Origin of the sequence: Curtobacterium sp. SP.BCo (assembly GCF_051903265.1) — a bacterium.
Lineage (GTDB): Bacteria > Actinomycetota > Actinomycetes > Actinomycetales > Microbacteriaceae > Curtobacterium.
In genome coordinates this window covers 1682917-1707089 of sequence record NZ_CP194337.1, presented here as the reverse complement: position 1 = coordinate 1707089, position 24173 = coordinate 1682917, and the positions used below count along the sequence as shown (strand labels likewise).

Genomic DNA, 24173 nt, shown 5'->3' with positions numbered 1-24173 from the left:
GCTCCGCGGTACCACCTCGCTTGCCTTACGGGATCCGTACGACCGCTCGTTGCCGGGGTGTTCACGGCCCGGACCGCCCGGCTCTACTGACGGCACCCGAGGGTCCCGCGTTCTTCCGGAGGCTCCCCGGTGATGGCCGGATCGACGCCTGTGTGCACGAGTTTAGCGGACAGGAGCATGCTGGAGCGATGCCCGCCTCCTCGGAGCAGGACCGCCCGGAGTCCATGCTCACCGTCGTCATCGCGTTCGGCGCGAACCTGCTCGTCGCGATCGCGAAGACCATCGCCTCGCTCATCTCGGGATCGGCGTCCATGGTCGCCGAGGCCGCGCACTCCTGGGCGGACACCGGGAACGAGATCTTCCTGCTCGTCGCCGAACGTCGCGGTGCCCGCACGCGCGACACCGCGCACCCGCTCGGGTACGGCCGCGAGACGTACATCTGGTCGATGTTCGCCGCGTTCGGCCTGTTCACCGCCGGGGCGATCGTGTCGATCTACCACGGCATCAGCGAGCTCGGCGAGACCGGCCCGGCCGAGGACGTCGCGTTGAACTACATCGTGCTCGCCGTGTCGTTCTGCCTGGAGGGCACCAGCTTCCTGCAGGCCTACCGGCAGGCGCACGGCGCGGCGACGAAGCGGAAGGTGCCGGTGCTCCGGCACGTGCTGCAGTCGTCGAACCCGACCCTGCGTGCCGTCTTCGCCGAGGACGCGGCAGCGCTGATCGGCCTGGTCGTCGCGTTCCTCGGGGTGTTCCTGCACCAGGTCACCGGCCTCGCCGTGTTCGACGCGATCGGTTCCATCGCGATCGGCGTCCTGCTCGGCGTCGTCGCGATCATCCTGATCGACCGCAACCGCCGGTTCCTGCTCGGCGAGAGCACCTCGCCGGAGCTCGAGAACGCCGTGCTCGTCGAACTGCTCGGCCGCTCGCAGATCGAGCGCGTGACGTACCTGCACCTGGAGTTCGTCGGACCGTCGCGCGTGTACCTCGTGGCCGCCGTCGACTTGACCGGCAACGAGAACGAGGAGCACGTCGCGGTCCGGTTGCGCGACGTCGAGAAGTCGTTGGAGGAGAGCCAGTACATCGAGGAGGCCGTCCTCACGCTGAGCTACCCGGACGACGACTCGCTCGTGCCCGCCGACGACGACGTGCCCGAGGTGGTCCGGGACGGCACCGCCGAGGACGTGGCCGCCGGCGGTGCCGGGACGCTCCGCGCCGACTGACGCGGGGGTGGCGGTCCGGGCCGAGTCTCGGTCTGGGCGACGCCGCTCGGGGCGCGGGGCCCGCGACGTGTCGCTCCGCGCGAGACTCGGGACGCCGGCGACCGCGCGGCGGCGCGACCGCGCGGCGGCGCGGCGGCGCGGCGGCGCGGCGGCGCGGCGGCGCGGCACGGCCGCGGCACGGCCGCGGCGCGGCGGCAGCGCGGCGGCCGCGCGGTCAGCGCGCGTCGAGACCTGCCGCCACCGGGGTGAGCGCCGCGCCGACGTACTCGACGAGCGGCCGGCGGGCGACCCCGTCCGCCACCCACACCCCGAACGCCGCGGCCGCCGCACCGAGCATCGCCCCGGCCACGGTCTGCGGCCAGAGCGCTGCCGGGTGGTCCCCGGTCCGGCTCGCCACGAAGGCCGAGACGGTCGCGTGCTGCGCCATCACCCGGGTCGCGACGCTCGCCACGAGCTCGGACCCGATGCCCATCACCTCGGCCTGCGCGATCGCCCACGGGACCCGGTCGGGGTCGTGCGCGCGGGCGGCGGCGAGGAGCGACTCCTCGACGGCGCGGACCGTGGACGCCTCGGCGGACGCCGCCAGCAGCCCGGGCAACGACGCGACCGCGGCGTCCAGGTCGAGCCAGAGCACGTCGGACTTGGCGGTGAAGTAGTTGAAGAACGTCGCGCGGCTCACCCCGGCACGGACGGCGATGTGGTCGACCGTGGTGCGGCCGTACCCCTGCTCGAGGAAGAGCTCGGCGGCCGCGTCCGCGAGGACCTCGGCACTCGAGCGTCGGGGTCGCCCACCGCGGCGCATCGGTTCGTCCATGCGCCCCAGTAAACCGCTAGACTCGTGCAGCCATGATCTTGGACTCAGTACAGAAAACCGCTGCTGCGGTCGCGGGCGCCGCCGCGCTCCTCCTCGTCCTCTCCGCGTGCACCGGCGGTGGGACGGCGACCTCGAACAGCACGCCGGTCGCCGGCGGCACGCTCGTCTACGCGTCCGGCGACGCCGAACCGACCTGCCTCGACCCGCACGTCGGCGGCAACTACCCGCAGGCACTGCTGTCGAGCCAGTACATCGAGGAGCTCACCGCGCTCGACGACGGCAAGCCGGTGCCCGCACTCGCGAAGTCCTGGACCACCAGCGACGACGGCAGGACGCTCACCTTCACGCTCCGGGACGACGTGACCTTCACCGACGGCACCCCGTTCGACGCCGCCGCCGTCGTCGCGAACATCGAGCACGTGCAGGACCCGGCCACCGCGTCCAGCACCGGGTACCTCGCGCTGCAGTCGATCACGAAGGCCACGGCCACCGACGAGCACACCGTGACGCTGACGCTGAGCCGCCCGGACAGCGCGCTGCTCGAGTCGTTCTCGCAGCCCTGGGTCGGCATGGAGTCCCCGAAGGCACTGCAGCGCTCGCAGGAGGCGAACTGCGAATCCCCCGTCGGCACCGGCCCGTTCCGGATCACCGACTGGAAGCACGGCGACCGGGTCACCCTGCGGAAGAACACCGGCTACACCCCGCTCACCGGCTCGACGAAGCCCCGCCTCGACGGCATCACCTGGCGCTTCCTGCCCGACTCGACCTCACGCTACGCGGCGCTGCAGTCCGGCCAGGTCGACGTCATCGACAACGCCCAGCCCGACCAGCTCAAGGCCGCCTCGGCGAAGGGGACCATCCGGGACCTCGACGCACCGCGCCCCGGTGCGTCGAACCGTCTCGAGCTGAACTCCGGCCACGGCGTCTTCCAGGACGAGGCCGTCCGCAAGGCCTTCATCGCCGGCGCCGAGGTCGACCCCGGCATCCGGAGCCTGTTCCTCGGCACCGCGAAGCGCTCGTACTCGGTGCTCTCGAGCGTCGAGCCGTACGGGTACTCCGACAAGAGCCTGTTCGAGTACTCCCCCGCGACGGCGAAGCAGCTCCTCGACGACGCCGGCTGGAAGGTCGGCAGCGACGGCGTGCGCGAGAAGGACGGCAAGCAGCTGACCGTCACCTTCCCGGTGTCCACGAACCAGTCGGTGCCCGCGGAGCGCAGCCTGTTCCAGCAGATCCAGGCGTCCGAGAAGGCCGTCGGGTTCCGGGTGGTCCTCAAGGAACTCGACCTGTCCAGCTGGTACGCGGCCCTCGCGGCGAACGAGTACGACGTCGTCAGCGCCCCGTACACGAAGGTCGGCGCGGACGTCCTGCGGATCCTGTACGACAGCGCGAGCATCACCCCCGCGCCGTCCGGGTACTTCGCGAACCTCGCGCAGCTCGACGACCCGAAGCTCGACGACCTGCTGCAGCGGGCGGCCCGCACGTCGGACACCTCGGAGCGCGGCGACCTGTACGAGCAGGCCCAGCGGATCATCCTGTCCAGCGGCACGGTGCTCCCCCTGTACGACCAGCAGAACCACTTCCTGTACCGCTCCGCGGTCCACGGCATCCGCACCACCGCCGTCTCGACGCCCTGGTTCGGTTCGGCCTGGATCGACCGGTAGGTGCGGCGGGCAGGGTCGCGTCCGAGGGCCGGGAGGAACGGATCGCGTCGCGGACGTCGGAGCGCGTCCGCCGGGTGGTCGGCCTGGGCACTGTGGGGACTCCGCCGCCTGGCCGGCGGCGTCGGCGTGCTGTGGGCGGTCGCCACGATCGTGTTCGTCGCCGTCCGGCTCATCCCCGGCGACCCGGCGCTCGCGATCCTCGGCGGTCCGGGGTCGCAGGCCTCGGCCGAGGCGGTGGCGCAGGTCCGGCAGGAGTACGGCCTGGACCGTCCGGTGCTCGTGCAGTACGCGGTGTTCCTCGGCCGACTGGTGACGGGGCACCTCGGCGACTCCTACGCCTTCCGGACCCCGGTCGCGACGCTCCTCGGGCAGCAGTTGCCCGTCACGCTGACGCTCGCGGCGCTCGGGCTCGTCGTGGCCTGGGTCCTGGCGATCGTCGCCGCGTGGTGGTCGACGCAGCGCGGCCGGTTCGCCTCGGCCCTGACGAGCGCCCTGAGCGTCACCGCGAGCGTCACGCCGCACTTCTGGCTCGGCAGCGTCCTCATCGTGGTCTTCGCGAGCGCGCTCGGCTGGGTCCCGGCGGTGAGCGACGGCACCGTCCGGGGCTGGGTGCTGCCGGTCGTCACCGTCGCGGTGCCGGTCGCCGGGTACCTCGCCGAGACGGTCCGCGACGGCGTGGTCGACGCCCAGCGCTCCGCGTTCGCGCTCGCTGCCCGGAGCCGCGGCGAGACGCGCGCCGGGCTCTTCGGCCGGCACCTGCTCCGGCACGCCGCACTCCCCGGCATCGCCCTGTCCGCCTGGGCCTTCGGGTCGCTGGTGTCCGGGGCCGTGGTCGTCGAGTCGGTGTTCGCGCTGCCGGGCATCGGACGCGCACTCGTGACGGCCGTGACCCAGCGCGACATGCCCCTCGTCGCCGGGATCGCCCTCGTGTCCGCCGCTGCCTACGTGGTGGTGCTGGCCGTTGCGGACCTGGTGGAGCGCGCGGTCGACCCGCGCAGCGCAGGCGCACGCCGCGCCCCGCGCGCGAACCGACCCGAGGCGGAGGCGTCGTGAGCGGCATCGCCGACCCGCGCCTCCCGGCCGGTGCCGGACGCGACCGGTCCGAGCGGTTCCGTGGGGGGACGCTCGGTCCGGCCGGGAACGTCGCGGCCGTCGTGGTGGCGGTCGCCGTCGTCGCGGCGGTGTGGCCCGGGCTGCTCGGCGGCGGCGACCCGCTCGCCGTGCACCCGTCGGACGCGCTCCGGGCGCCGGGCGCCGACCACCTGTTCGGCACCGACGAGTCCGGCCGCGACGTCCTCGCGCGGGTCGTCGCCGGGACGCGGGCGTCGCTCGTGGTCGGGGTCGTCGCGACCCTCGTCGGCGGCGGCACCGGCGTCCTGCTCGGCGTCGTCGCCGGGCTCGGCGGGCGGGTCGCCGACGCGGTCGTCGGACGGGTCAGCGAGGTCGCGTTCGCCCTCCCGCTGCTCCTCGTCGCGCTCGTCGTGATCGCGGTGACCGGTCCCGGTCCGGTGCCGGCGACGCTCGCGGTCGGCTTCGCGACGGCGCCCGGGTACGCCCGGATCGTCCGCGGGCTCGTCCTCCGTGCCCGGCAGTCGCAGGTCGTCGAGACCGCGGTGCTGATGGGGCGCTCCCCTGCCCGGATCGTCGCCCGCCACGTGCTGCCCGCCGCACTCTGGCCCGTCGTCGCCGTCGGCACGCTCGGTGTCGGGCAGGCGATCGTCTGGGCCTCGGCGCTCAGCTACCTCGGCGTCGGCACACCGCCACCCGCGCCGGAGTGGGGCGCGATGTTGGCCGACGGCCGCACCTACCTGCAGACCGCTCCCTGGATGAGCACCTTCCCCGGCCTGGCGATCGTGGTGCTCGCGACCGCGGTGACCGTGCTCGGCCGGGCGATCAGACGAACGGGAGCCCTCCGATGACCGTCCTCGACCTACGCGGCCTCACGGTCGCGATCGGCGGCACGACCGTCGTGCACGACGTCGCGCTCCGCGTCGACGCCGGCGAGTGCGTCGCCCTCGTGGGCGCGTCCGGCTCCGGGAAGACGGTCACGGCGCGCGCCGCGCTCGGACTGTCCGCCGCCGGTTCCGCCGTCCGGGCCGACCGACTCGAGGTCGCCGGGCTCGACGTGCGCGCGTTCTCGGAACGTCGGTGGCGCAGCGTCCGGGGATCGCGGGTCGGCTACGTCGGCCAGGAGGCCCTCGGCGCCCTGGACCCGCTCCGTCCCGTCGGCCGCGAGGTCGCCGATGCCCTTCGCCTCCACACCGAGCTGTCGGCCGCCGCCCGCGTCGAGGCCGTGCGGGCCGCGCTCACCGCGGTCGGGCTGGACCCGGCGATCGCGACCGACGGCCGCCTCGCCAGCACGCTGTCCGGCGGGATGCGCCAGCGTGCGCTCATCGCCGCGGCGACGATCGGCGCCCCCGCACTCGTCGTCGCCGACGAACCGACCACCGCGCTGGACGCCGGGGTGGCCGTCACGGTGATGGAGCAGCTCCGCGCCGCCCAGTCGCGTGGAGCGGGGCTGCTCGTGATCACGCACGACCTCGGGCTCGTCGCCGGGTGGGCCGACCGCGTGGCCGTCATGCACGACGGCCGGATCGTCGAGGAGGGCGCGGTGGACACCGTGTTCGATGCGCCGCAGCACGAGGCGACGCGGGCGCTGGTGCGCGCGGCCGCGCACGCCGCTCCGGGTGCAGTGTGCGAGGTTCCACGTGCTGTGCGGGGCTCCGAGCCACGCACCGAGGACGGAACCTCGCACGGTGCGAGCACGGTGCTCGCGGCCGAGGGACTCACGCGCTCGTTCGACGGGGTCCCCGCACTCGCCGAGGTGTCGTTCGGGCTCGGGCGCGGGCGGGTCCTCGGGGTGATCGGTGCGTCGGGTTCCGGCAAGACGACGCTCGCGCGGATCCTCCTCGGGCTCGAGACACCCGACTCCGGCGTCGTGACGCTCGACGAGGCGCCCTGGGTCCCCCTCGACGAACGCGACCGACGTGCACGGCGGCACCGGGTCGCCGCGGTGGTGCAGGACCCGGGGGCGACCTTCGACGAGCGCTGGAGCGTCGAACGGGTCCTCGCCGACGCGTTCACCGCCGGCGCCGAACGCTCCGCCCGCGGTCCGCTCGGGCGGCGGGTCGACGCCGCACTGGAGCAGGTCGGGCTCGACCCGGCACTCCGACGGCGCTCCCCGCTGACGCTCTCCGGCGGGCAACGGCAGCGGCTCGCGATCGCCCGGGCACTGGCGACGTCACCCGAGGTGATCGTGCTCGACGAACCCGTCACGGCGCTCGACGCCACGGTGCAGGACGCCGTCCTGACCCTGCTCGAACGGCTCCGTGACGAGACGGGCGTGGCGATGGTGTTCGTGTCGCACGACCTCCGCGCCGTGCGACGGATGGCGGACGACGTGCTGGTCGTGCACGAGGGCCGTGTCGTGGAGCACGGCCCCGCGGCGTCGGTGTTCGAGCGGCCGACGCACCCCGTGACCGCGCGACTGCTGCACGCCGCCGAGCGGCTGGCCGCGCGGCGCTAGCGGCCCGGGCCCCCGGCCCCCGGCCGCGGCCCCGGCCCCGGCCCCGGCTCCGCATGCCCGAGCCTCGGCCCGGCGGACAGTCTCCGCGTTCCGGAGCACGCGATCTGTCCGCGGGGCCGAGCCTCGGCGCGCGCGGCTACGAGCCGGCCGGCTCCTTCGGGGCCTCGCCGGACGGGGCGTCACCCGAGATGATCGGGATCTCACTCGTGGCGAACTCCTTCGCCCAGTCCGACTGCGCGAACTCCGACGACTCGTCGTTGTAGTCCGCGATGACCTCGGCGACCTCGTCCTCCGAGCCGACCGTCGGGCCGGAGCCCATGAGCGGCGTCGCAGCGGTCTCCTTCGTGAAGTACACGGCGACCAGGCCGATCACGGCGGCGAGCATGAGGTAGAAGGCCGGGATGTCCTCGGCCCACCCGAACCCGGAGTCCTTCGCCCAGTTGATGAGCGCCGAGGTCGCGAGCGGGGTCGTGCCACCGAACAGCGACACCGACACGTTGAACGCGATCGCCAGGGCGCCGTAGCGGATGATCGTCGGGAACAGCGCCGGCAGCGTGGACGGCATCGTCGAGGTGAACGTCACGAGGACGACACCGAGGATGAGCAGGCCCGCGAACACCCCGAAGCCCGTGCCGGACTGGACGAGCTTGAGCGCCGGCCAGGACAGCAGGATGAAGCCGATGCAGCCGGCGGCGAGCACCGGACGGCGACCGAACTTGTCGGAGAGCCGACCACCGAAGGTGATGACGACCATCATGAGCAGCATCACGACGACGATCAGGATGAGGCCGAACGTGGCGTTCTGGCCGAGGTTCTGCTCGAGGTAGGTCGGCATGTACGACAGGAGCATGTAGTCGGTCACGTTGAACACGAGGACCAGGCCGATGCAGATGATGAGCGAGCGCCAGTTCTCCGCGAAGAGCTTGAGGAACGGCGTCTTCTGGGACTCGCGCTCGGCGGCCTGCTCCTGCTGCTTCTGGAAGGCCGGGGTCTCCTCGAGCTTGAGCCGCAGGTAGAGGCCGATGAGCCCGAGCGGCCCGGCGATGATGAACGGGATGCGCCAGCCCCAGCTGAGCAGGGCGTCCTCGGAGAGACCGAACTGCAGGCCGGTGACGATCGACGCACCGAGCACGTAGCCGGCGAGGGTGCCGAACTCGAGCCACGACCCCATGAACCCGCGGCGCTTGTCCGGCGAGTACTCGGCGATGAAGGTCGCGGCACCGCCGTACTCACCACCGGTCGAGAAGCCCTGCACGAAGCGGGCGACGAGCAGCAGGATGGGCGCCCAGAAGCCGATCGAGTCGTACGACGGGATGAGGCCGATCATGAGCGTGCCGGCGGCCATCAGGATCATCGTCAGGGCGAGGACCTTCTGGCGGCCGATCTTGTCGCCGATCGGGCCGAAGACGGCACCACCGATCGGTCGCACGATGAAGGCGGCGGCGAAGAAGCCGAACGTCGCGACGATGTTCGCGGCCGGGTCGCCCTGCGGCAGGAACACCTGCGAGATCGTCACCGTCAGGTACGCGAAGATGCCGAAGTCGAACCACTCCATGGCGTTGCCGAGCGCGGCGGCGGCGACGGCACGCTTGAGCAGCGACTCCTCGACGACGGTGACGTCGTCCTCGGTCAGCTTGCGTCGGGCGCGCTTGGCCTGGGCCTTGCTCCGCACGGGCTTGACGGGGTGTCCCTTGTGGGACTCCGTCGGGTTGTTCGTCGGCAAAATGGTCCTCCGGTAGTGCTGAGTCTTTCCTTCGGGCATCCGACGGACGGCAACACTGCGGCTCGCGAGCCGTGGGAGCGCCCGCCGAACAAACTCCGACAGACTATCAGACGCTCAGGCGCAGCGAAATGTCAGGTGTGATGCGCCCGGACCGGAGCCAACGCCGGAGACCTGGGGACGAGCGGGTAGCCTGGGGTACACCGCGCAGCACGCGCGCACACTCAGGCACCTCATCACGGACTCGGTGCCGCACAGAGCGGTCCCAGGACCGCACGGAACGGAAGGCCGCCATGACCAAGCCCATGCCCGAGAAGCCCACGGTGGACGGACTCGAAGACGTCTGGGGCCCGGTCTGGGAGCAGGACGGCACGTACCGATTCGACCGCGACAGCGCGACCAAGGACGCCGTCTACTCGATCGACACCCCGCCGCCGACCGCATCCGGATCGCTGCACATCGGCCACGTGTTCTCGTACACGCACACCGACCTCAAGGCCCGCTACGAGCGCATGCGCGGCAAGCACGTCTTCTACCCGATGGGTTGGGACGACAACGGCCTGCCGACCGAGCGCCGCGTGCAGAACTACTACGGCGTGCGCTGTGACCCGCAGCTCCCCTACGACGCCACCTTCGTGCCGCCGTTCGAGGGCGGCGACAACAAGTCGAGCAAGGCCGCCGACCAGGTGCCGATCTCGCGCCGCAACTTCATCGAGCTGTGCGAGCGCCTGACCGTGCAGGACGAGCAGCAGTTCGAGCACCTGTTCCGCACGCTCGGCCTCTCGGTGGACTGGACGCAGTCGTACCGCACCATCGACGACACCTCCCGCGCGAGTGCCCAGCGGGCGTTCCTCCGCAACCTGGAGCGCGGCGAGGCCTACCAGGCCGACGCCCCGACGCTGTGGGACGTCACGTTCCGCACCGCCGTCGCCCAGGCCGAACTCGAGGACAAGGAGATGCCCGGCGCCTACCACGGCATCGCCTTCCACAAGACCGACGGCAGCGGTGACGTCGTCATCCAGACCACCCGCCCCGAGCTCCTCCCCGCGTGCGTCGCCCTGGTCGCGCACCCGGACGACGAGCGCTTCCAGGACCTCTTCGGCACCACGGTCCGCTCCCCGCTGTTCGACGTCGAGGTCCCGGTGCTCGCCCACCACCTCGCGCAGCAGGACAAGGGCGCCGGCATCGCGATGGTCTGCACGTTCGGTGACACCACCGACGTCGTGTGGTGGCGCGAGCTGCAGCTGGCGAACCGCGCGATCATCGGGTTCGACGGACGGGTCAAGAGCGAGACGCCCGGCTGGATCGAGTCGGAGCAGGGCAAGGCCCTCTACGCCGAGATGGCCGGCAAGACCGTCTTCTCGGCGAAGAAGGTCGTCGTCGACGCCCTCACCGAGGCCGGGGACCTGATCGGCGACGTCAAGACGATCCAGCACCCGGTGAAGTTCTTCGAGAAGGGCGACAAGCCGCTCGAGATCGTCTCCACCCGCCAGTGGTACATCGTCAACGGTGCCCGGGACGAGCAGCTCAAGGCGACGCTCCGGCAGCGCGGCGAGGAGATCGCGTTCCACCCGGACTTCATGCGCGTCCGCTACGACAACTGGGTCGGCGGCCTGTCCGGCGACTGGCTGATCTCGCGCCAGCGCTTCTTCGGCGTCCCGCTCCCCGTCTGGTACCCCCTCGACGGTGACGGCAACCCCGTGTTCGACCAGCCGATCGTCCCGACCGAGGCGCAGCTGCCCGTGGACCCGGCGTCCGAGCCGGCCCCCGGGTACACCGAGGACCAGCGCGGCGTCGCGGGCGGCTTCCAGGGCGAACTCGACGTGATGGACACCTGGGCCACCTCGTCGCTCACGCCGCAGCTCGCCGGCAAGTGGGAGACCGACCCGGCGCTCTACGACCTGGTGTACCCGTACGACGTCCGCCCGCAGGCGCAGGACATCATCCGCACCTGGCTGTTCACCACGGTGCTCCGCAGCCAGCTCGAGGCCGACACGGTGCCGTGGAAGCACGCCAGCATCTCCGGCTTCATCGTCGACCCCGACCGCAAGAAGATGTCGAAGTCGAAGGGCAACGTCGTCACGCCGCTGTCGATCCTCGAGCAGCACGGCGCCGACGCGGTGCGCTACTGGGCGGCCTCGTCGAAGCTCGGCACCGACGCGGCGTTCGACCCGCAGAACCCGAAGCAGATCAAGGTCGGCCGTCGTCTGGCGATCAAGGTCCTCAACGCGGCGAAGTTCGTCTACGGCTTCCCGCTGCCCGAGGGCGCCACGAGCGTCACCGAGCCGCTCGACGTCGACGTACTCGCCGAGCTCGGTTCGGTCATCGAGCAGGCGACCGCTGCGTTCGACGGCTTCGATCACGCCCGCGCACTGGAGGTGACGGAGCGCTTCTTCTGGACCTTCTGCGACGACTACCTCGAGCTCGTGAAGGAGCGCGCGTACGGCACCGCGGCGGAGTCGACGCACGAGACCCAGGCGAGCGCGGTCCTGGCGCTGCGCGCCGCGATCGACGCACTGCTCCGGCTGCTGGCACCGTTCCTCCCGTTCGCGACGGAGGAAGTGTGGGCCTGGACCCACGAGACCAGCGTGCACCGGGCCTCCTGGCCGACCGTGGCCGAGCTGCCCACCCAGGCCGAGCCCTCGGGGCTGCTGGCCGCCGTCGGGCAGGCGCTGATCGGCATCCGCGGCGCGAAGACCGCTGCGAAGGCCTCGCAGAAGACGCCGGTGACGCGCGCCGTGGTCGCGGCGCCCGCCGAGACGCGCGCGCTCATCGAGCGTGCGGCGGTCGACCTGGCGGCCGTCGGCCGCATCGAGAACCTGTCGTTCACGGACGGCGAGGAGCTCGCGGTGACCGAGATCGAGCTGGCCGAGCAGCAGGCCTAGTCGCGTCCGCGACGGGATCGGCAGACGGACTGGAGGCACGGATGCAGTTGGGCAGACGGTGGAACGTGGGTGCCGAGGCACCCGGGCAACTCCCCGAGGCGGTGGTCGTCGCCGTGCGCGAGGTCGAGGCCGAACTCACGCAGGAGTCCGTCGACACGACCGGCTGGGGCTGGACGCTGACGTTCCTCGAGGGCAAGCCGATGGTGGCGCTCGACGACGGCACGTCGATCCACCTCGACGACGCCGGGCGCGCGCAGGTCACGAACCCGGACGACGCCGCGGAAGAGGACTGAGCGCCGGGTCGTCACGTGCGTCGCTCGCTCTGCGCGCAGGAGCTCTGCGCGCAGGAGCTTCGTGAGCAGGAATGGTCGGGTCCCCGCGGGGAACCCGACCATTCCTGCTCACGATGTGGTCGTTCCCGACCCCGTGGCGGCTACTTCGCGAGCCAGCCCAGCAGCACCTCGTTGACCTCGGCGGTGTGCGTGGTGAGCAGGCCGTGCGGGGCGCCCTCGATCTCGACGTACTCCGCGGCCGGCAGGGCCTTGGTGAAGCGGCGACCGGTGGCGTCGATCGGCAGGATGTTGTCCGCCGTGCCGTGCACGATGAGCGCCGGGACGGTGACCTTCGGGATGTCCTGACGGAAGTCGGTCGGCCAGGTCAGCGGTGCCGCGGCGGACGCGATCGAGCCCGAACCGGCGGCGACGTTCCAGGCGTTGCGGACGGCTTCCTCGGAGATGCGGGTGCCGAGGTTCTCCGACAGGTTGAAGAAGTCCTGGTAGAAGTTCGTGAAGTACGCGTACCGGTCTTTCTTGACGTCTGCCGCGATGCCCTCGAAGAACGACATCGGGCCGGCGCCGTCGGGGTTGTCGTCGGTGATCGCGAGGAACGGTTCGAGCGAGGCCAGGAACGCGACCTTGGCAATCCGCTCCTCGCCGTGGCGACCGATGTACCGGGCGATCTCGCCGGTGCCCATCGAGAAGCCGACGAGGATGACGTCCCGCAGGTCGAGGGTCTCGAGCACGGTGTGCAGGTCGTCCGCGAAGGTGTCGTAGTCGTAGCCGGTGGACGGCTGCGAGGACTGCCCGAACCCGCGGCGGTCGTAGGTGATCACGCGGTAGCCGGCCTCGAGGAGCGGCGGGACCTGCCCCTCCCACGAGTTGCCGTCGAGCGGGAAGCCGTGGATCAGCACGATCGGCTGGCCGGTCCCCTTGTCCTCGTAGTGCAGTTCGATGTCGACGCTGTTCTCGGTCCCGACGGTGATGGCACCCATGGTGGTTCCTTCCCTGAGCCTCGCGGAGAACGGGCGTTCTCCGTCGATGTGTCCTACAGTAGAGAACGTTCGTTCCCCGTGCAAGCGGGGGACGGTGAACACGCAGCGAACGGGGTACGTCCATGGCAGCCAACACGCTCTCGACCGTCGATCCCGACGTCCGGGCCCACATCGTCGACGTCGCCGACCGACTCTTCTACACGCGCGGCATCCAGTCCGTCGGCATGGACGAGATCCGCACCGCTGCCGGGGTCTCCCTCAAGAAGCTCTACGCGGCGTTCCCGGGCAAGGAACAGCTCATCGCCGCCGTCCTCGCCGACCGGCACGACGTCTGGGAGCGCGGCGTGCACGGAGCGGTCGACGCCGCCGTGATCCCGCGCGACAAGCTCCTGGCGATGTACGACTTCCTCGAGTCGTGGTTCGGCGACGACACCTTCCGCGGCTGCGGGTTCATCAACGCGTTCGGGGAGCTCGGCGCGACCTCCCCCGCGGTCGCCGAGATCGCGCGCGACCACAAGGACTCGTTCCAGCGGTTCGTGCAGGACCTCACCGCCGACGCGGTCCCCGACCCGGCACGCGCCGAGGAGCTCGCCGCGCAGCTCGCGCTCCTCGCCGAGGGCGCGCAGACCACCGCCGCCATCGCCGGCACGACCGAGCCGGCCGCGCACGCCCGCCGCGCCGCCGAGACCCTGATCGACGCCGCGACCCGCTGAGGGGCCGTTCCGCGCGTGGGAGGCCGTTCCGCGCGTGGGAGGCCGTTCCGCGTGTAGGAGGCCGTTCCGCGCGTAGGAGGCCGTTCCGCGCGTAGGAGGCAGTTCCGTCCTGCCTCCCATGCGCGATTCCGCTTTCCAGGTCGGCCGCGATGGGATGGAACGTACCCACAGGACGGACGGGAGGCGCGGGGCGGGGCCGCCACGGGCCTCCCGTCCGTAGGGTGGTTGCCATGGCAACCCCGTTCGACGAACCGAGCACCCTCCCCTACGCCCTCCCGCCGTTCCGCGACGTGCGACTCGAGCACTACCGACCCGCCTTCGACGCGGGCCTCGCCGAGCAACGCACCGAGGTCGAGGCGATCGCCGCCTCCACCGAGCCCCCGACCTTCGAGAACACGCTGGTCGCGCTCGAGCGCACCGGCCAGCGACTCGCCCGCGTCAGCCACGTGTTCTTCACGCTGTCGTCGGCGGACTCGACGCCGGAGCTGCACGACCTCGAGGCCGAGGTCTCCCCGCTGCTCGCCGCCCACCGCGACGCGATCACCCTCGACAGCCGGCTCTACGCGCGGGTCAGCGACGTCCGGGACGGGCTCGACAGCCGCACCGACCTCACCGACGAGGACCGCCGACTGGTGGAGCGCACGTACACCGAGATGACGCTCGCGGGCGCCGGGCTCGACGACGCCGGCAAGGAACGCCTGACCGCGATCAACCAGGAGCTCTCGACGCTCACCACGACCTTCGAGCGGAACCTGCTCGAGGACACGAACGACCTCGCGGTGCACGTGACCGACGAAGCCGAGCTCGACGGTCTCGACGACGGTGCGAAGTCCGCCGCCGCCGGTGCTGCCGCCGACCGCGGGCTCGAGGGCTGGCTCATCAGCCTGCCGCTCTACACCGGGCACCCGTGGCTCGCGTCCCTGGCGAACCGTGCCCTGCGCGAGCGCATCATGCGGGCGTCCCTGTCCCGTGGGCGCCGGGGCAACGCGCACGACAACCGCGCAGTTCTGCTCCGCATCGTCCGGCTCCGTGCCGAGCGGGCCGAGCTGCTCGGCTTCCCGAACCACGCCGCCGTGGTCACCGCCGACGAGACCGCGGGCACGCCCGAGGCCGTCGAGGGCCTGCTGTCCTCGCTCGTGCCGGCCGCCGCGGCGAACGCGGACGACGAGCGCGCCGTCCGGTCCCGCACCGTCGGGTTCGACGTCGAGGCATGGGACTGGGCGTACGCCACCGAGATCCTGCGCGGCGAGCAGTTCGCGGCGGACAGCTCGGCGCTCCGGCCGTACTTCGAGGCCGACCGGGTCCTGCACGACGGGGTCTTCCACGCCGCCGGCGAGCTCTACGGCCTGACCTTCACGGAGCGCCCGGACCTCCACGGCTACAACGACGAGGTCCGGGTGTTCGAGGTGCTCGGGTCGGACGGCGAGCAGGTCGGTCTGTACCTGCTCGACCTCTACACGCGGGACGGCAAGCGCGGCGGTGCGTGGATGAACCCGGTCGTCGAGCAGTCCGCGCTGCTCGGCACGCTGCCCGTCGTGGTGAACAACCTCAACGTGGCGAAGCCGGCCGCGGGGTCCCCGACGCTCCTCATCCAGGACGAGGTCGAGACCCTCTTCCACGAGTTCGGACACGCGCTGCACGGACTCATCGCCCGCACGACCTACCCGCGGTTCTCCGGCACGAACGTCGAGCGTGACTTCGTCGAGTTCCCCTCGCAGGTGAACGAGATGTGGGTGTCGTGGCCGTCGGTGCTGGCGAACTACGCCAAGCACCACGAGACCGGTGCGCCGCTGCCCCCGGAGCTCGTACTCGGCCTGAGCGACTCCGCCGGCTTCAACGAGGGCTTCGCGACCACCGAGTACCTCGCCGCAGCGCTGCTCGACCAGGCGTGGCACCGGCTCTCCGCAGCCGCCGCCGCGGAGGTCACGGACGTCGAGGCGTTCGAGCGTCAGGCGCTGCAGGACACCGGGATCGCGGTCGAGGCCGTCCCGCCGCGCTACTCGTCGACGTACTTCGCCCACACGTTCTCGGGCGGCTACGACGCCGGGTACTACGGCTACATCTGGTCCGAGGTGCTCGACGCCGACACGGTGGAGTGGTTCCGCGAGAACGGCGGGCTCTCGCGGGAGGTCGGCGAGCGGTTCGCGTCGAGGCTGCTCGGCGTCGGCGGCGCGAAGGACCCGCTCGAGGCGTACCGCGACTTCCGCGGCCGTGACGCCGAGGTCGGACCGCTGCTGCGTCGCCGCGGGCTGGAGTAGCGGGCCGCGGCGCCGGGCGCTTCCGGGCGTGCCGAGCGGAACCGGGCGTACCTGGTCGGAAGTTCCGACCAGGTACGCCCGATCTCACGTTCCATCGCAACCTCGGTGGGAAGAATCAGACAGCGGCCTGCGAGCTGCAGCGACTCCCCTGACGACGGAGGGCCCGCGCCGACGGCCCGGGCCCTCCGAGCGGCGGACTACGCCGACTTCTCCACGCGCTTCGCCCGGGGCCGCGGCACGATCGTCGGCGCAGCGTTCTCGAGCACGGACTCACGCGTGATGACCACCCGTGCGACGTCGTCCTCCGAGGGGACGTCGAACATCACCGGGCCGAGCACCTCTTCGAGGATTGCCCGGAGACCGCGGGCACCGGTCTGCCGCAGGACGGCGAGGTCGGCGATGGCCTCGAGCGCACCACGGTCGAACTCCAGCTCGACCCCGTCGATCTGGAACATCCGCTGGTACTGCTTCACCAGGGCGTTCTTCGGCTCGGTGAGGATCTGCATGAGCGCCGACTGGTCGAGCTGCGAGACCGTGGTCACGACCGGGAGACGACCGATGAACTCGGGGATGAGCCCGAACTTGTGCAGGTCCTCCGGCAGGACCTCGGCGTAGAGGTCCTGGTGGTCGGTGGCGCTGTGCAGCGGTGCCCCGAACCCGATCCCCCGCTTGCCGACGCGGGAGGAGACGATGTCCTCGAGCCCGGCGAACGCACCCGCCACGATGAAGAGCACGTTCGTCGTGTCGATCTGGATGAACTCCTGGTGCGGGTGCTTCCGACCGCCCTGCGGCGGCACGGAGGCGACCGTGCCCTCGAGGATCTTGAGCAGCGCCTGCTGCACGCCCTCGCCCGACACGTCGCGCGTGATCGAGGGGTTCTCGGCCTTGCGGGCGATCTTGTCGACCTCGTCGATGTAGATGATGCCGGTCTCGGCACGCTTCACGTCGTAGTCGGCCGCCTGGATGAGCTTGAGGAGGATGTTCTCGACGTCTTCGCCGACGTAGCCCGCCTCGGTGAGGGCGGTGGCGTCCGCGACGGCGAACGGCACGTTGAGACGCTTCGCCAGCGTCTGGGCGAGGTAGGTCTTGCCGCAGCCCGTGGGGCCGATCAGCAGGATGTTCGACTTCGCGATCTCGACGTCGTCGCGGTCTTCCGCCGCGGTGATCTGCCCCTGCGCACGGATCCGCTTGTAGTGGTTGTAGACGGCCACGGCCAGGGAGCGCTTCGCCGGGTCCTGCCCGATGACGTACTCCTGCAGGAAGTCGAAGATCTCGCGCGGCTTCGGGAGCTCGAACTCACCGCTGCCGGTGTCCTCGCCCGCCTCGGCCAGACGCTCCTCGATGATCTCGTTGCACAGCTCGACGCACTCGTCGCAGATGTACACGCCGGGACCGGCGATCAGCTGCTGGACCTGCTTCTGGCTCTTGCCGCAGAAGGAGCACTTGAGCAGGTCAGCGCTCTCCCCGATGCGTGCCATGTCGGTGCCCTCCCTGGTTGACCGGTGCAGGCCGATGCCCTGCCCGACTGTGGACGAGCCTAATCGCAACCGGTGACACCGACCGCGACGCCGGGCCGGTTTCGTCCGACGCGTTCGCCCAGGGCGTTCGATCCTGCTACCGTGTCCTCGACTTCTCTACAACTTGTAGAACTCTGCTCCGGAAGGAACCCCATGCCCAAGCGTCTCGCCGTCGTCGGCACCGCGACCCTCGGCGTCACCGCTGCGATCGTCCTCGGCACCGCTGGTGTCGCCAGCGCCCACGTGTCGGCCACCGCCACCTCGACGGCGGCGAACTCGTACACGACGGCGACGTTCTCGCTGCCGCACGGCTGCGACGGGTCGCCGACCACGCGGATCGCCTTCGAGGTGCCCGAGTCGATCATCGAGGTGACCCCGACGGTGAACCCGAACTGGACGATCACGAAGACGACCGAGCCGTACACGAGCGCCTCGGCCGCCAGCGACGACGAGTCCGCCGAGGACGCCGGCGAGCGCGTCACGAGCGTCGTCTACACCGCGAAGACGCCGCTCCCCGCCGACGAGCGCGACACCTTCTCGCTCTCCTTCTCGCTGCCCGACGGCAAGGCCGGAGACATCGTCGAGTTCCCCGTCGTGCAGACCTGCGAGAGGGGTTCGGTCGACTGGAACCAGGAGCAGAAGGCCGGCGAGGCCGAGCCGGAGCACCCCGCGCCCTCGATCACGCTGACCGCGGCGGAGGCCGCCGGCGACGACGACGACCACGGCGCGCACGGTGCCGAGGCGACCGAGGCCGCCGCCGCATCGTCCACCACCCCCGCCGACCCCGACCTGGTCGGCCGCTTCCTCGGCCTCGGCGGTCTGGTGCTCGGCGCCGTCGCCCTGGTGGTCGCGGTCGCGAACACGCGCCGTCGGAGCGCCTCCAAGTGATGCACCGCGTCGAGCGTCGTGCGCGTGGGCGGTCGCGGGCCTGGAGGCTCGTGGCCGGCACCGCCGCATCCGTCGCCATCGCGGGCGGTGCGGTCCTCGGACTCGCCGGTCCCGCCAGCGCGCACAACTACATGGTCGCCTCGACCCCGAAGGTGGACGGCACGCTGACGTCGCTGCCCGAGGCGTTCGAGATCACCACGAACGACAAGCTGCTCGACATCGGCGGGAGCGACTCCGGGTTCGCCTACCGGGTCGTCGGCCCGGACGGGAAGTACTACGAGGACGGCTGCCTCGACGTCGACGGCCCGTCGATGACCACGAAGGCCGCACTCGGCGCCTCCGGCAAGTACACCGTCGAGTGGCAGATCGTCTCCGCGGACGGCCACACCGTGTCGGACGAGTACGCCTTCACCTGGGACGCCCCGTCCGGCTTCACCCCGGCGACGGGCTCCGCGAAGCCGCCGGTCTGCGCCACCGCCGGCAGCGACGCGAGCGCCGGCGCGGAGACCACGGGCACGGCGTCGGGCGGCGGCGGGTCCGCTGCGTCCGACGCGCTCTGGATCGGCGCCGGGGGCATCGTCCTGGTCGGCGTCGTCGTCGCCGTCCTGCTGCTCCTCCGTCGCCGCCCGGCTCCGGCTGCCGACGACTCCGACGAGGACTGACGCCCGCCGCACGAGGAAGGCCCCGCACCGATCGGTGCGGGGCCTTCCTCGTGCGGTGCGTCGGTGTTACTTGACGAGCGCCGGCAGGTTCTTGCGGCTCGTGAGGACCTGGTCGATCAGGCCGTACTCGAGGGCTTCCTCGGCGGACATGATCTTGTCGCGCTCGATGTCGTTGTTGACCTGCTCCGGCGTGCGGTTCGAGTGCTTCGACAGCGTCTCCTCGAGCCAGGTGCGCATGCGGAGGATCTCCGCCGCCTGGATCTCGATGTCGGACGCCTGACCGCCACCCTGCTGGGTCGCGGGCTGGTGGATGAGCACCCGGGCGTTCGGCAGCGCGAGACGCTTGCCGGGGGTGCCGGCAGCGAGGAGCACCGACGCGGCCGAGGCCGCCTGGCCCAGGCACACCGTCTGGATCTGCGGACGGATGTACTGCATCGTGTCGTAGATCGCCGTCATCGCGGTGAACGAGCCACCGGGCGAGTTGATGTACATCACGATGTCGCGGTCCGGGTCCATCGACTCGAGCACGAGCAGCTGGGCCATGACGTCGTCGGCCGACGCGTCGTCGACCTGCACGCCGAGGAACACGATGCGGTCCTCGAACAGCTTCGCGTACGGGTCCTGCCGCTTGTAGCCGTAGGCCGTGCGCTCTTCGAAGCTCGGCAGGATGTACCGATCAGTGGGGGCCGGGACGTTCTGCGCGCCACCGAGCATGGGGAGATGCATTCTCGTTTCCTTTTCTTCGGTGGGTCGGGTCAGGACTGGGCGTCGGGCTCGGCCGCTTCGGTGGGGGTCTCGCCGTCGCCGACGGTGCCGCCACCGCCGATGACCTCGGCCGACGAGGCACGGAGGTGGTCGACGAAGCCGTACTCGAGGGCTTCCTGCGCCGTGAACCAGTTGTCGCGGTCGTTGTCCTTGAGGATCTGCTCGATCGACTTGCCGGTCTGCTCGGCCGTGAGCTCCGCCATCCGCTGCTTCATGTCGAGGATGACCTTCGCCTGCGTCTGGATGTCGGCAGCGGTCCCGCCGAAGCCACCGGACGGCTGGTGCAGGAGCACGCGGGCGTTCGGCGTGATGTAGCGCTTGCCCGGGGTGCCGGACGAGAGCAGGAACTGCCCCATCGACGCGGCGAGGCCGATGCCCACCGTGACGATGTCGTTCGGCACGAACTGCATCGTGTCGTAGATCGCCATGCCGGCGGTGATCGAGCCGCCGGGCGAGTTGATGTAGAGGTAGATGTCCTTCTCAGGGTCCTCGGCGGCGAGCAGCAGCAGCTTGGCTGCGATCTCGTTCGAGTTGTCGTCGCGGACCTCGGAGCCGAGCCACACGATCCGGTCTCTCAGAAGGCGGTCAAAAACACTGGGGTTCAGTGTTGCTTCGGCCATGGAAAAGCTCCCGTTCAGTTGTCGCTTGTTGTCGAACTTATCGGGTGCAACGCACCACTTCGCGTCTGTTCGCTGTCGGCAATGCGGGTGGCCCGCAAACGGACTGGAGGCGCGGTGCCAGCTGGCACCGCGCCTCCAGTCCGAGAGGTGGTCGCGGACTACTCCGCGTCCTCCGCGGGGGTCTGTGCGACGCCCGCCGTGAAGGCGGAGAGGTCGACGTCGTCGCCGTTGGAGTCCTTGACGGTCACCTTGGAGAGGACGGTCGCGACCGCCTTCGAGCGGGCGACCTCGCCGACCATGCCCGGGATCTGCCCGTTCTGGTCGATCACCTTGATGAACTCGCCCGGCTCCATGCCGTACTGCGCCGCAGCCTGGATGAGGTACTGGGTCAGTTCCTCCTGGGAGACCTGGATCTCCTCCTTCTCGGCGATGGAGTCGAGGAGGATCTGCGAGCGGAAGGCCTTCTCGCTGGACTCGGAGACCTCCTTGCGGTGCTCGTCGTCCTCGAGGCGGTTCTCCTGCTCGAGGTGACGGTGCACCTCGTCCTCGATGAGCTTCTCCGAGATCGGGATGTTGACGTCCTCGATGAGCTTCTCGACGAGCTTGTCGCGAGCCGCGGCGCCCTGACCGAAGGTCTTGGACTTCGCGATCTGCTCCTTGAGGTCCGCCTTCAGCTCGTCGATCGTGTCGAACTGGCTGGCGATCTGCGCGAACTCGTCGTCGGCCTCGGGGAGCTCGCGCTCCTTGACGGCGGTGACGGTCACGGCGATCTGCGCGGTCTCGCCCTCGCGGTCGCCGCCGACGAGCTTCGACTCGAAGGTGGTGGACTCGCCGGCGGTGAGGGACTCGAGCGCCTCGTCGATGCCCTCGAGCAGGTCGCCCGAACCGATCTCGTAGGAGACGCCGGTGGCCGAGTCGACCTCGTCGTCAGCGATGGTGGCGGTCAGGTCGATCTGGGCGAAGTCACCCGTGGTCGCCGGACGGTCCACCGTCACGAGCGTGCCGAAGCGGGTGCGCAGGTTCTGCAGCTCCTCTTCGATCTCGTCGTCCGACACCTCGACGGCGTCGACGGTCAGCTCGTACTTGTCGTACTCCGGCAGGTCGAACTCGGGACGCACGTCCACCTCGAAGGTGAGGACGAGGTCGCCCGTGAAGTCCTTGACGTTCGGGAGCTCGGCGACGTCGGCCTCGGCGCGACCGAGGATGCGCAACTCCTGCTCCTCCACCGCCTGGCGGTAGAAGTTGTCGATGGCGTCACCGACGGCGTGGTTGAGGACCTCGCCGCGGCCGACGCGCTGGTCGACGATCGCCGGCGGGACCTTGCCCTTGCGGAAGCCGGGGATGTTGATCTGCTCGGCGATGTGCTTGTAGGCGTGGTCGATGCTCGGCTTGAGATCTTCCGGCGTCACGTTCACGGTGAGCTTGACGCGGGTGTCGCTCACCTTGTCGACGGTGCTGGTGGCCAAGGGGAGTACTCCTGTTGGTTGACGTTCGTGTGGTCGGTGTTCTGGTGGACCTGGTCGGGGCGACAGGATTTGAACCTGCGACCTCCCGCTCCCAAAGCGGGCGCTCTACCAAGCTGAGCTACGCCCCGTTCGACTGGGCCAGGGGTGTCCGCTCACGCCGGCAGGCGCATGCGACGCCGATGAGTCTAGCGGTCCCCTGGTGGTCGGTTCCCGGGAGGTTCGGAGTCGTCCTCCGTGTCGTCTCCCGCGCGTCGTCGCAGCCCCTGGCGCCACTGCACGCCGACCGCGACCTGCACGACCAGCGCAGCGACCACCAGCGCGAACCCGGCGATGACCCGCCACACGTGCAGCAACGTGTGCGCGGGCTGCGCCTGGGGATCACCGAAGACCTCCGGCCGCAGCGAGAACACGACCGCGGCGAAGAGCACGAGCACGTAGGAGACGACCCGGGACCGCTTGATCCGCCGGGCATCGGCGTCGGTCGGCGGGAGCATCACACGGGGTGGCATGTCGGTACTCGTTCGTCCGCTACGATGGTCGGGCTGCGACACGTGCGCAGCGCGGGGATGTAGCTCAATGGTAGAGCCCCAGTCTTCCAAACTGGCCACGCGGGTTCGATTCCCGTCATCCCCTCCACTTCCAGCTGGCACTGCGCCGACGCTCGATTCCCGTCATCCCCTCCACCCCCGCTTGCTGACGATCATGGCCCACCGAGTTCGAGGGTGATCGTCGGGGCATCGCCCAGTTCGACGTTCGCACGCCTGCGCTCCGCCGCCCGCAGCGGCACGAGGTACCCGCCGTCCTTCGGGAAGAGCGACGTCGTCCAGCTCACGGAACCGATGGTCACGCGTGCCGGGATCACTCCCCACCCGTAGGTCAGCACCGGGGCGAGCTCGTGGATGACCTCGGCGGTGTCCGGGGGCACGACCGCGTAGTAGAACGGCGCCGGCCCGCGCCACTCGGTCACCTCGCCGTCGAACTCGAGCTCCACGCCGCGATCGTACGACCACCCGACCAGCCCCGCACGGTGCGACGCTGCGCCGACAGTGTGCGAGCCTCCGCGCACTGTGCGACGCTTCGGCCGTCGCACCGTGCGCGGAACCTCGCACACTGGCATGCCGGCCAGGAGCAACGGACGCAACCCGCGAGACGGACGCGCCCCGCGCCTCCCGGCCGGTGCCGAGGAGACGCGGGGCGCGAGCCGCCGCTGCGGACGCGACTACCGGTACGTCGCGGCCTGCCCGTAGAGCTTCTGGGTCATGGCGGACACGTAGGCAGACTTATCGCCTCCCGGCAGGTTGTACGTCATGAACACGCCGTAGCCGTCAGCGACCGTCCGCGACGCGAGCGACACCGCGGTGGACTGCGCCGTGTTCTGGATGTCGACCGCGGCCGGGGACAGCTTCGACTTCGACAGCCCCGGGATCGACGGCGCCGAGTAGGTGCCGTAGTAGGGGTTCCACGCGTAGTCCAGCTTCGAGCCGATGGTGCTGCTCGACGAGGACAGCGACGACGCCGCCGGGCCGATGTCGTAGAACGAGATGAGCTTGCTCGGCATCTGGGCGCGCAGCGCGGTGATGAGCCAACCGATCGACTGCTGGTTCGGCTGCGGGGTGCCGTTCGTGCCGTAGTCGGCGTACTCGTCGTCGAGGTCGACCCCGTCGAGCCCGTACTTCGTGACGGTGGCGGCGACCTGCGAGGCGAAGTCCGAAGCGGCGGCCTGGGTCGGGAAGTTGGCGATGCCGGCGCCCTGGTGGTTGCCGAGGATCGACAGCGACACCTTGATCCCCTTCGCCTGCAGGGGCTTGATCTGGGTGGCGGCGGCGTCGAGCGTCGCCTGCACCTTGTCGTTGTTGTACAGGACGGCCTTCGACCCGTTCCAGTTGATGTTGGCGGCGAAGATGATCGCGACGTCGAACGCGTTCGCACCGTTCGCCAGCTGGTAGCGGCCGACGTTGGCGAGCTGGTCGTTGTTCACCTCGACGTACGCGATGCTCGTCGGCCCCGACTTCGTCGCGGCGGTCGAGGCCGGCGCGGCACCCGCGGTCGGCGCTGCCGTCGCTGCGGACGGCACGAGCGGCGCCGCCACCATCGCGGCGATGGCCGCCACGATCCCGAACTTGATGGACTTCTTCATGACACTCCTCTTCGAGTGACGAACCGGCCGGCGGTCGCCGACCGGGCCGGC

Annotated in this window: 21 protein-coding genes and 2 tRNA genes; 12 read left to right on the top strand and 11 right to left on the bottom strand. The window is 70.8% G+C overall.

Annotated elements, in window-relative coordinates; translation table 11 throughout:
- Positions 1-188: 188 nt before the first annotated feature.
- The gene (locus ACRQ4B_RS08205) at positions 189-1220 is read left to right on the top strand and encodes a cation diffusion facilitator family transporter (RefSeq protein ID WP_439694206.1); all 1032 of its coding nucleotides are present in this window, start codon (positions 189-191) and stop codon (positions 1218-1220) included.
- Positions 1221-1434: 214 nt separating this feature from the next.
- On the opposite strand, the gene ACRQ4B_RS08200 is transcribed toward ACRQ4B_RS08205, so the two are convergent.
- Complete coding sequence (locus ACRQ4B_RS08200) at positions 1435-2034, bottom strand: helix-turn-helix domain-containing protein (RefSeq protein ID WP_439694205.1); 600 nt, start codon at positions 2032-2034, stop codon at positions 1435-1437.
- A gap of 32 nt (positions 2035-2066) precedes the next feature.
- Between ACRQ4B_RS08200 and ACRQ4B_RS08195 the strand changes: the two genes are divergently transcribed.
- From ACRQ4B_RS08195 to ACRQ4B_RS08180, 4 genes are all read left to right on the top strand, one after another.
- Entirely contained in the window at positions 2067-3695 is a 1629-nt protein-coding gene (locus ACRQ4B_RS08195; protein ID WP_439694204.1) for an ABC transporter substrate-binding protein, read from the top strand.
- Between the two features lie 126 nt (positions 3696-3821).
- A complete protein-coding gene (locus ACRQ4B_RS08190; RefSeq protein ID WP_439694203.1) occupies positions 3822-4748 on the top strand; it encodes an ABC transporter permease in 927 nt (308 codons plus the stop codon).
- Positions 4745-5614 carry an ABC transporter permease gene (locus ACRQ4B_RS08185; protein ID WP_439694202.1) on the top strand — a complete coding sequence of 290 codons (870 nt, stop codon included), beginning with the start codon at positions 4745-4747 and terminating at the stop codon, positions 5612-5614. The genes ACRQ4B_RS08190 and ACRQ4B_RS08185 overlap by 4 nt, the downstream gene beginning before the upstream one ends.
- Entirely contained in the window at positions 5611-7221 is a 1611-nt protein-coding gene (locus ACRQ4B_RS08180) for an ATP-binding cassette domain-containing protein (protein ID WP_439694201.1), read from the top strand. Before ACRQ4B_RS08185 ends, ACRQ4B_RS08180 begins: the two co-directional genes overlap by 4 nt.
- A gap of 136 nt (positions 7222-7357) precedes the next feature.
- On the opposite strand, the gene proP is transcribed toward ACRQ4B_RS08180, so the two are convergent.
- Positions 7358-8983, bottom strand: a complete 1626-nt coding sequence (proP, locus tag ACRQ4B_RS08175; protein ID WP_439694200.1) for a glycine betaine/L-proline transporter ProP — start codon at positions 8981-8983, stop codon at positions 7358-7360.
- Between the two features lie 251 nt (positions 8984-9234).
- On the opposite strand from proP, the gene valS reads away from it, so the two are divergent.
- Both valS and ACRQ4B_RS08165 read left to right on the top strand, forming a co-directional pair.
- Positions 9235-11826, top strand: coding sequence for a valine--tRNA ligase (valS, locus tag ACRQ4B_RS08170; RefSeq protein ID WP_439694199.1), 2592 nt, complete (start codon positions 9235-9237; stop codon positions 11824-11826).
- A 41-nt stretch (positions 11827-11867) separates the two neighbouring features.
- Positions 11868-12119: a hypothetical protein gene (locus ACRQ4B_RS08165; RefSeq protein WP_439694198.1), complete on the top strand. Its 252-nt coding sequence runs from the start codon at positions 11868-11870 to the stop codon at positions 12117-12119.
- A gap of 140 nt (positions 12120-12259) precedes the next feature.
- On the opposite strand, the gene ACRQ4B_RS08160 is transcribed toward ACRQ4B_RS08165, so the two are convergent.
- Complete coding sequence (locus tag ACRQ4B_RS08160) at positions 12260-13096, bottom strand: alpha/beta fold hydrolase (RefSeq protein ID WP_439694197.1); 837 nt, start codon at positions 13094-13096, stop codon at positions 12260-12262.
- 122 nt (positions 13097-13218) lie between these two features.
- On the opposite strand from ACRQ4B_RS08160, the gene ACRQ4B_RS08155 reads away from it, so the two are divergent.
- Positions 13219-13809 (top strand): TetR/AcrR family transcriptional regulator, encoded by a 591-nt coding sequence (locus tag ACRQ4B_RS08155; protein ID WP_439694196.1) that lies wholly within the window; start codon positions 13219-13221, stop codon positions 13807-13809.
- Between the two features lie 230 nt (positions 13810-14039).
- A complete protein-coding gene (locus ACRQ4B_RS08150) occupies positions 14040-16067 on the top strand; it encodes a M3 family metallopeptidase (protein ID WP_439694195.1) in 2028 nt (675 codons plus the stop codon).
- A gap of 197 nt (positions 16068-16264) precedes the next feature.
- On the opposite strand, the gene clpX is transcribed toward ACRQ4B_RS08150, so the two are convergent.
- Positions 16265-17545 carry an ATP-dependent Clp protease ATP-binding subunit ClpX gene (gene clpX / locus ACRQ4B_RS08145; RefSeq protein WP_439694194.1) on the bottom strand — a complete coding sequence of 427 codons (1281 nt, stop codon included), beginning with the start codon at positions 17543-17545 and terminating at the stop codon, positions 16265-16267.
- A 192-nt stretch (positions 17546-17737) separates the two neighbouring features.
- Between clpX and ACRQ4B_RS08140 the strand changes: the two genes are divergently transcribed.
- Both ACRQ4B_RS08140 and ACRQ4B_RS08135 read left to right on the top strand, forming a co-directional pair.
- Positions 17738-18472, top strand: a complete 735-nt coding sequence (locus ACRQ4B_RS08140) for a YcnI family copper-binding membrane protein (protein WP_439694193.1) — start codon at positions 17738-17740, stop codon at positions 18470-18472.
- Between the two features lie 50 nt (positions 18473-18522).
- Positions 18523-19134 carry a copper resistance CopC family protein gene (locus tag ACRQ4B_RS08135; protein WP_439694192.1) on the top strand — a complete coding sequence of 204 codons (612 nt, stop codon included), beginning with the start codon at positions 18523-18525 and terminating at the stop codon, positions 19132-19134.
- A gap of 66 nt (positions 19135-19200) precedes the next feature.
- Here ACRQ4B_RS08135 and ACRQ4B_RS08130 read toward each other — a convergent pair whose 3' ends face one another.
- From ACRQ4B_RS08130 to ACRQ4B_RS08110, 5 genes are all read right to left on the bottom strand, one after another.
- Positions 19201-19860, bottom strand: coding sequence for an ATP-dependent Clp protease proteolytic subunit (locus tag ACRQ4B_RS08130; protein WP_097180535.1), 660 nt, complete (start codon positions 19858-19860; stop codon positions 19201-19203).
- A gap of 29 nt (positions 19861-19889) precedes the next feature.
- Positions 19890-20519, bottom strand: a complete 630-nt coding sequence (locus ACRQ4B_RS08125; RefSeq protein ID WP_439694191.1) for an ATP-dependent Clp protease proteolytic subunit — start codon at positions 20517-20519, stop codon at positions 19890-19892.
- A 158-nt stretch (positions 20520-20677) separates the two neighbouring features.
- Positions 20678-21985, bottom strand: a complete 1308-nt coding sequence (gene tig / locus ACRQ4B_RS08120; RefSeq protein ID WP_439694190.1) for a trigger factor — start codon at positions 21983-21985, stop codon at positions 20678-20680.
- A gap of 51 nt (positions 21986-22036) precedes the next feature.
- Positions 22037-22113 (bottom strand) — tRNA-Pro (locus ACRQ4B_RS08115).
- 57 nt (positions 22114-22170) lie between these two features.
- Positions 22171-22494: a hypothetical protein gene (locus ACRQ4B_RS08110; protein ID WP_439694189.1), complete on the bottom strand. Its 324-nt coding sequence runs from the start codon at positions 22492-22494 to the stop codon at positions 22171-22173.
- Positions 22495-22547: 53 nt separating this feature from the next.
- Between ACRQ4B_RS08110 and ACRQ4B_RS08105 the strand changes: the two genes are divergently transcribed.
- Positions 22548-22621 (top strand) — tRNA-Gly (locus tag ACRQ4B_RS08105).
- Between the two features lie 64 nt (positions 22622-22685).
- Here ACRQ4B_RS08105 and ACRQ4B_RS08100 read toward each other — a convergent pair.
- Together ACRQ4B_RS08100 and ACRQ4B_RS08095 are read right to left on the bottom strand one after the other, a co-directional pair.
- Positions 22686-22976: a DUF1905 domain-containing protein gene (locus ACRQ4B_RS08100; RefSeq protein ID WP_439694188.1), complete on the bottom strand. Its 291-nt coding sequence runs from the start codon at positions 22974-22976 to the stop codon at positions 22686-22688.
- A gap of 228 nt (positions 22977-23204) precedes the next feature.
- Complete coding sequence (locus ACRQ4B_RS08095; protein WP_439694187.1) at positions 23205-24122, bottom strand: endo-beta-N-acetylglucosaminidase H; 918 nt, start codon at positions 24120-24122, stop codon at positions 23205-23207.
- Positions 24123-24173 lie beyond the last annotated feature (51 nt).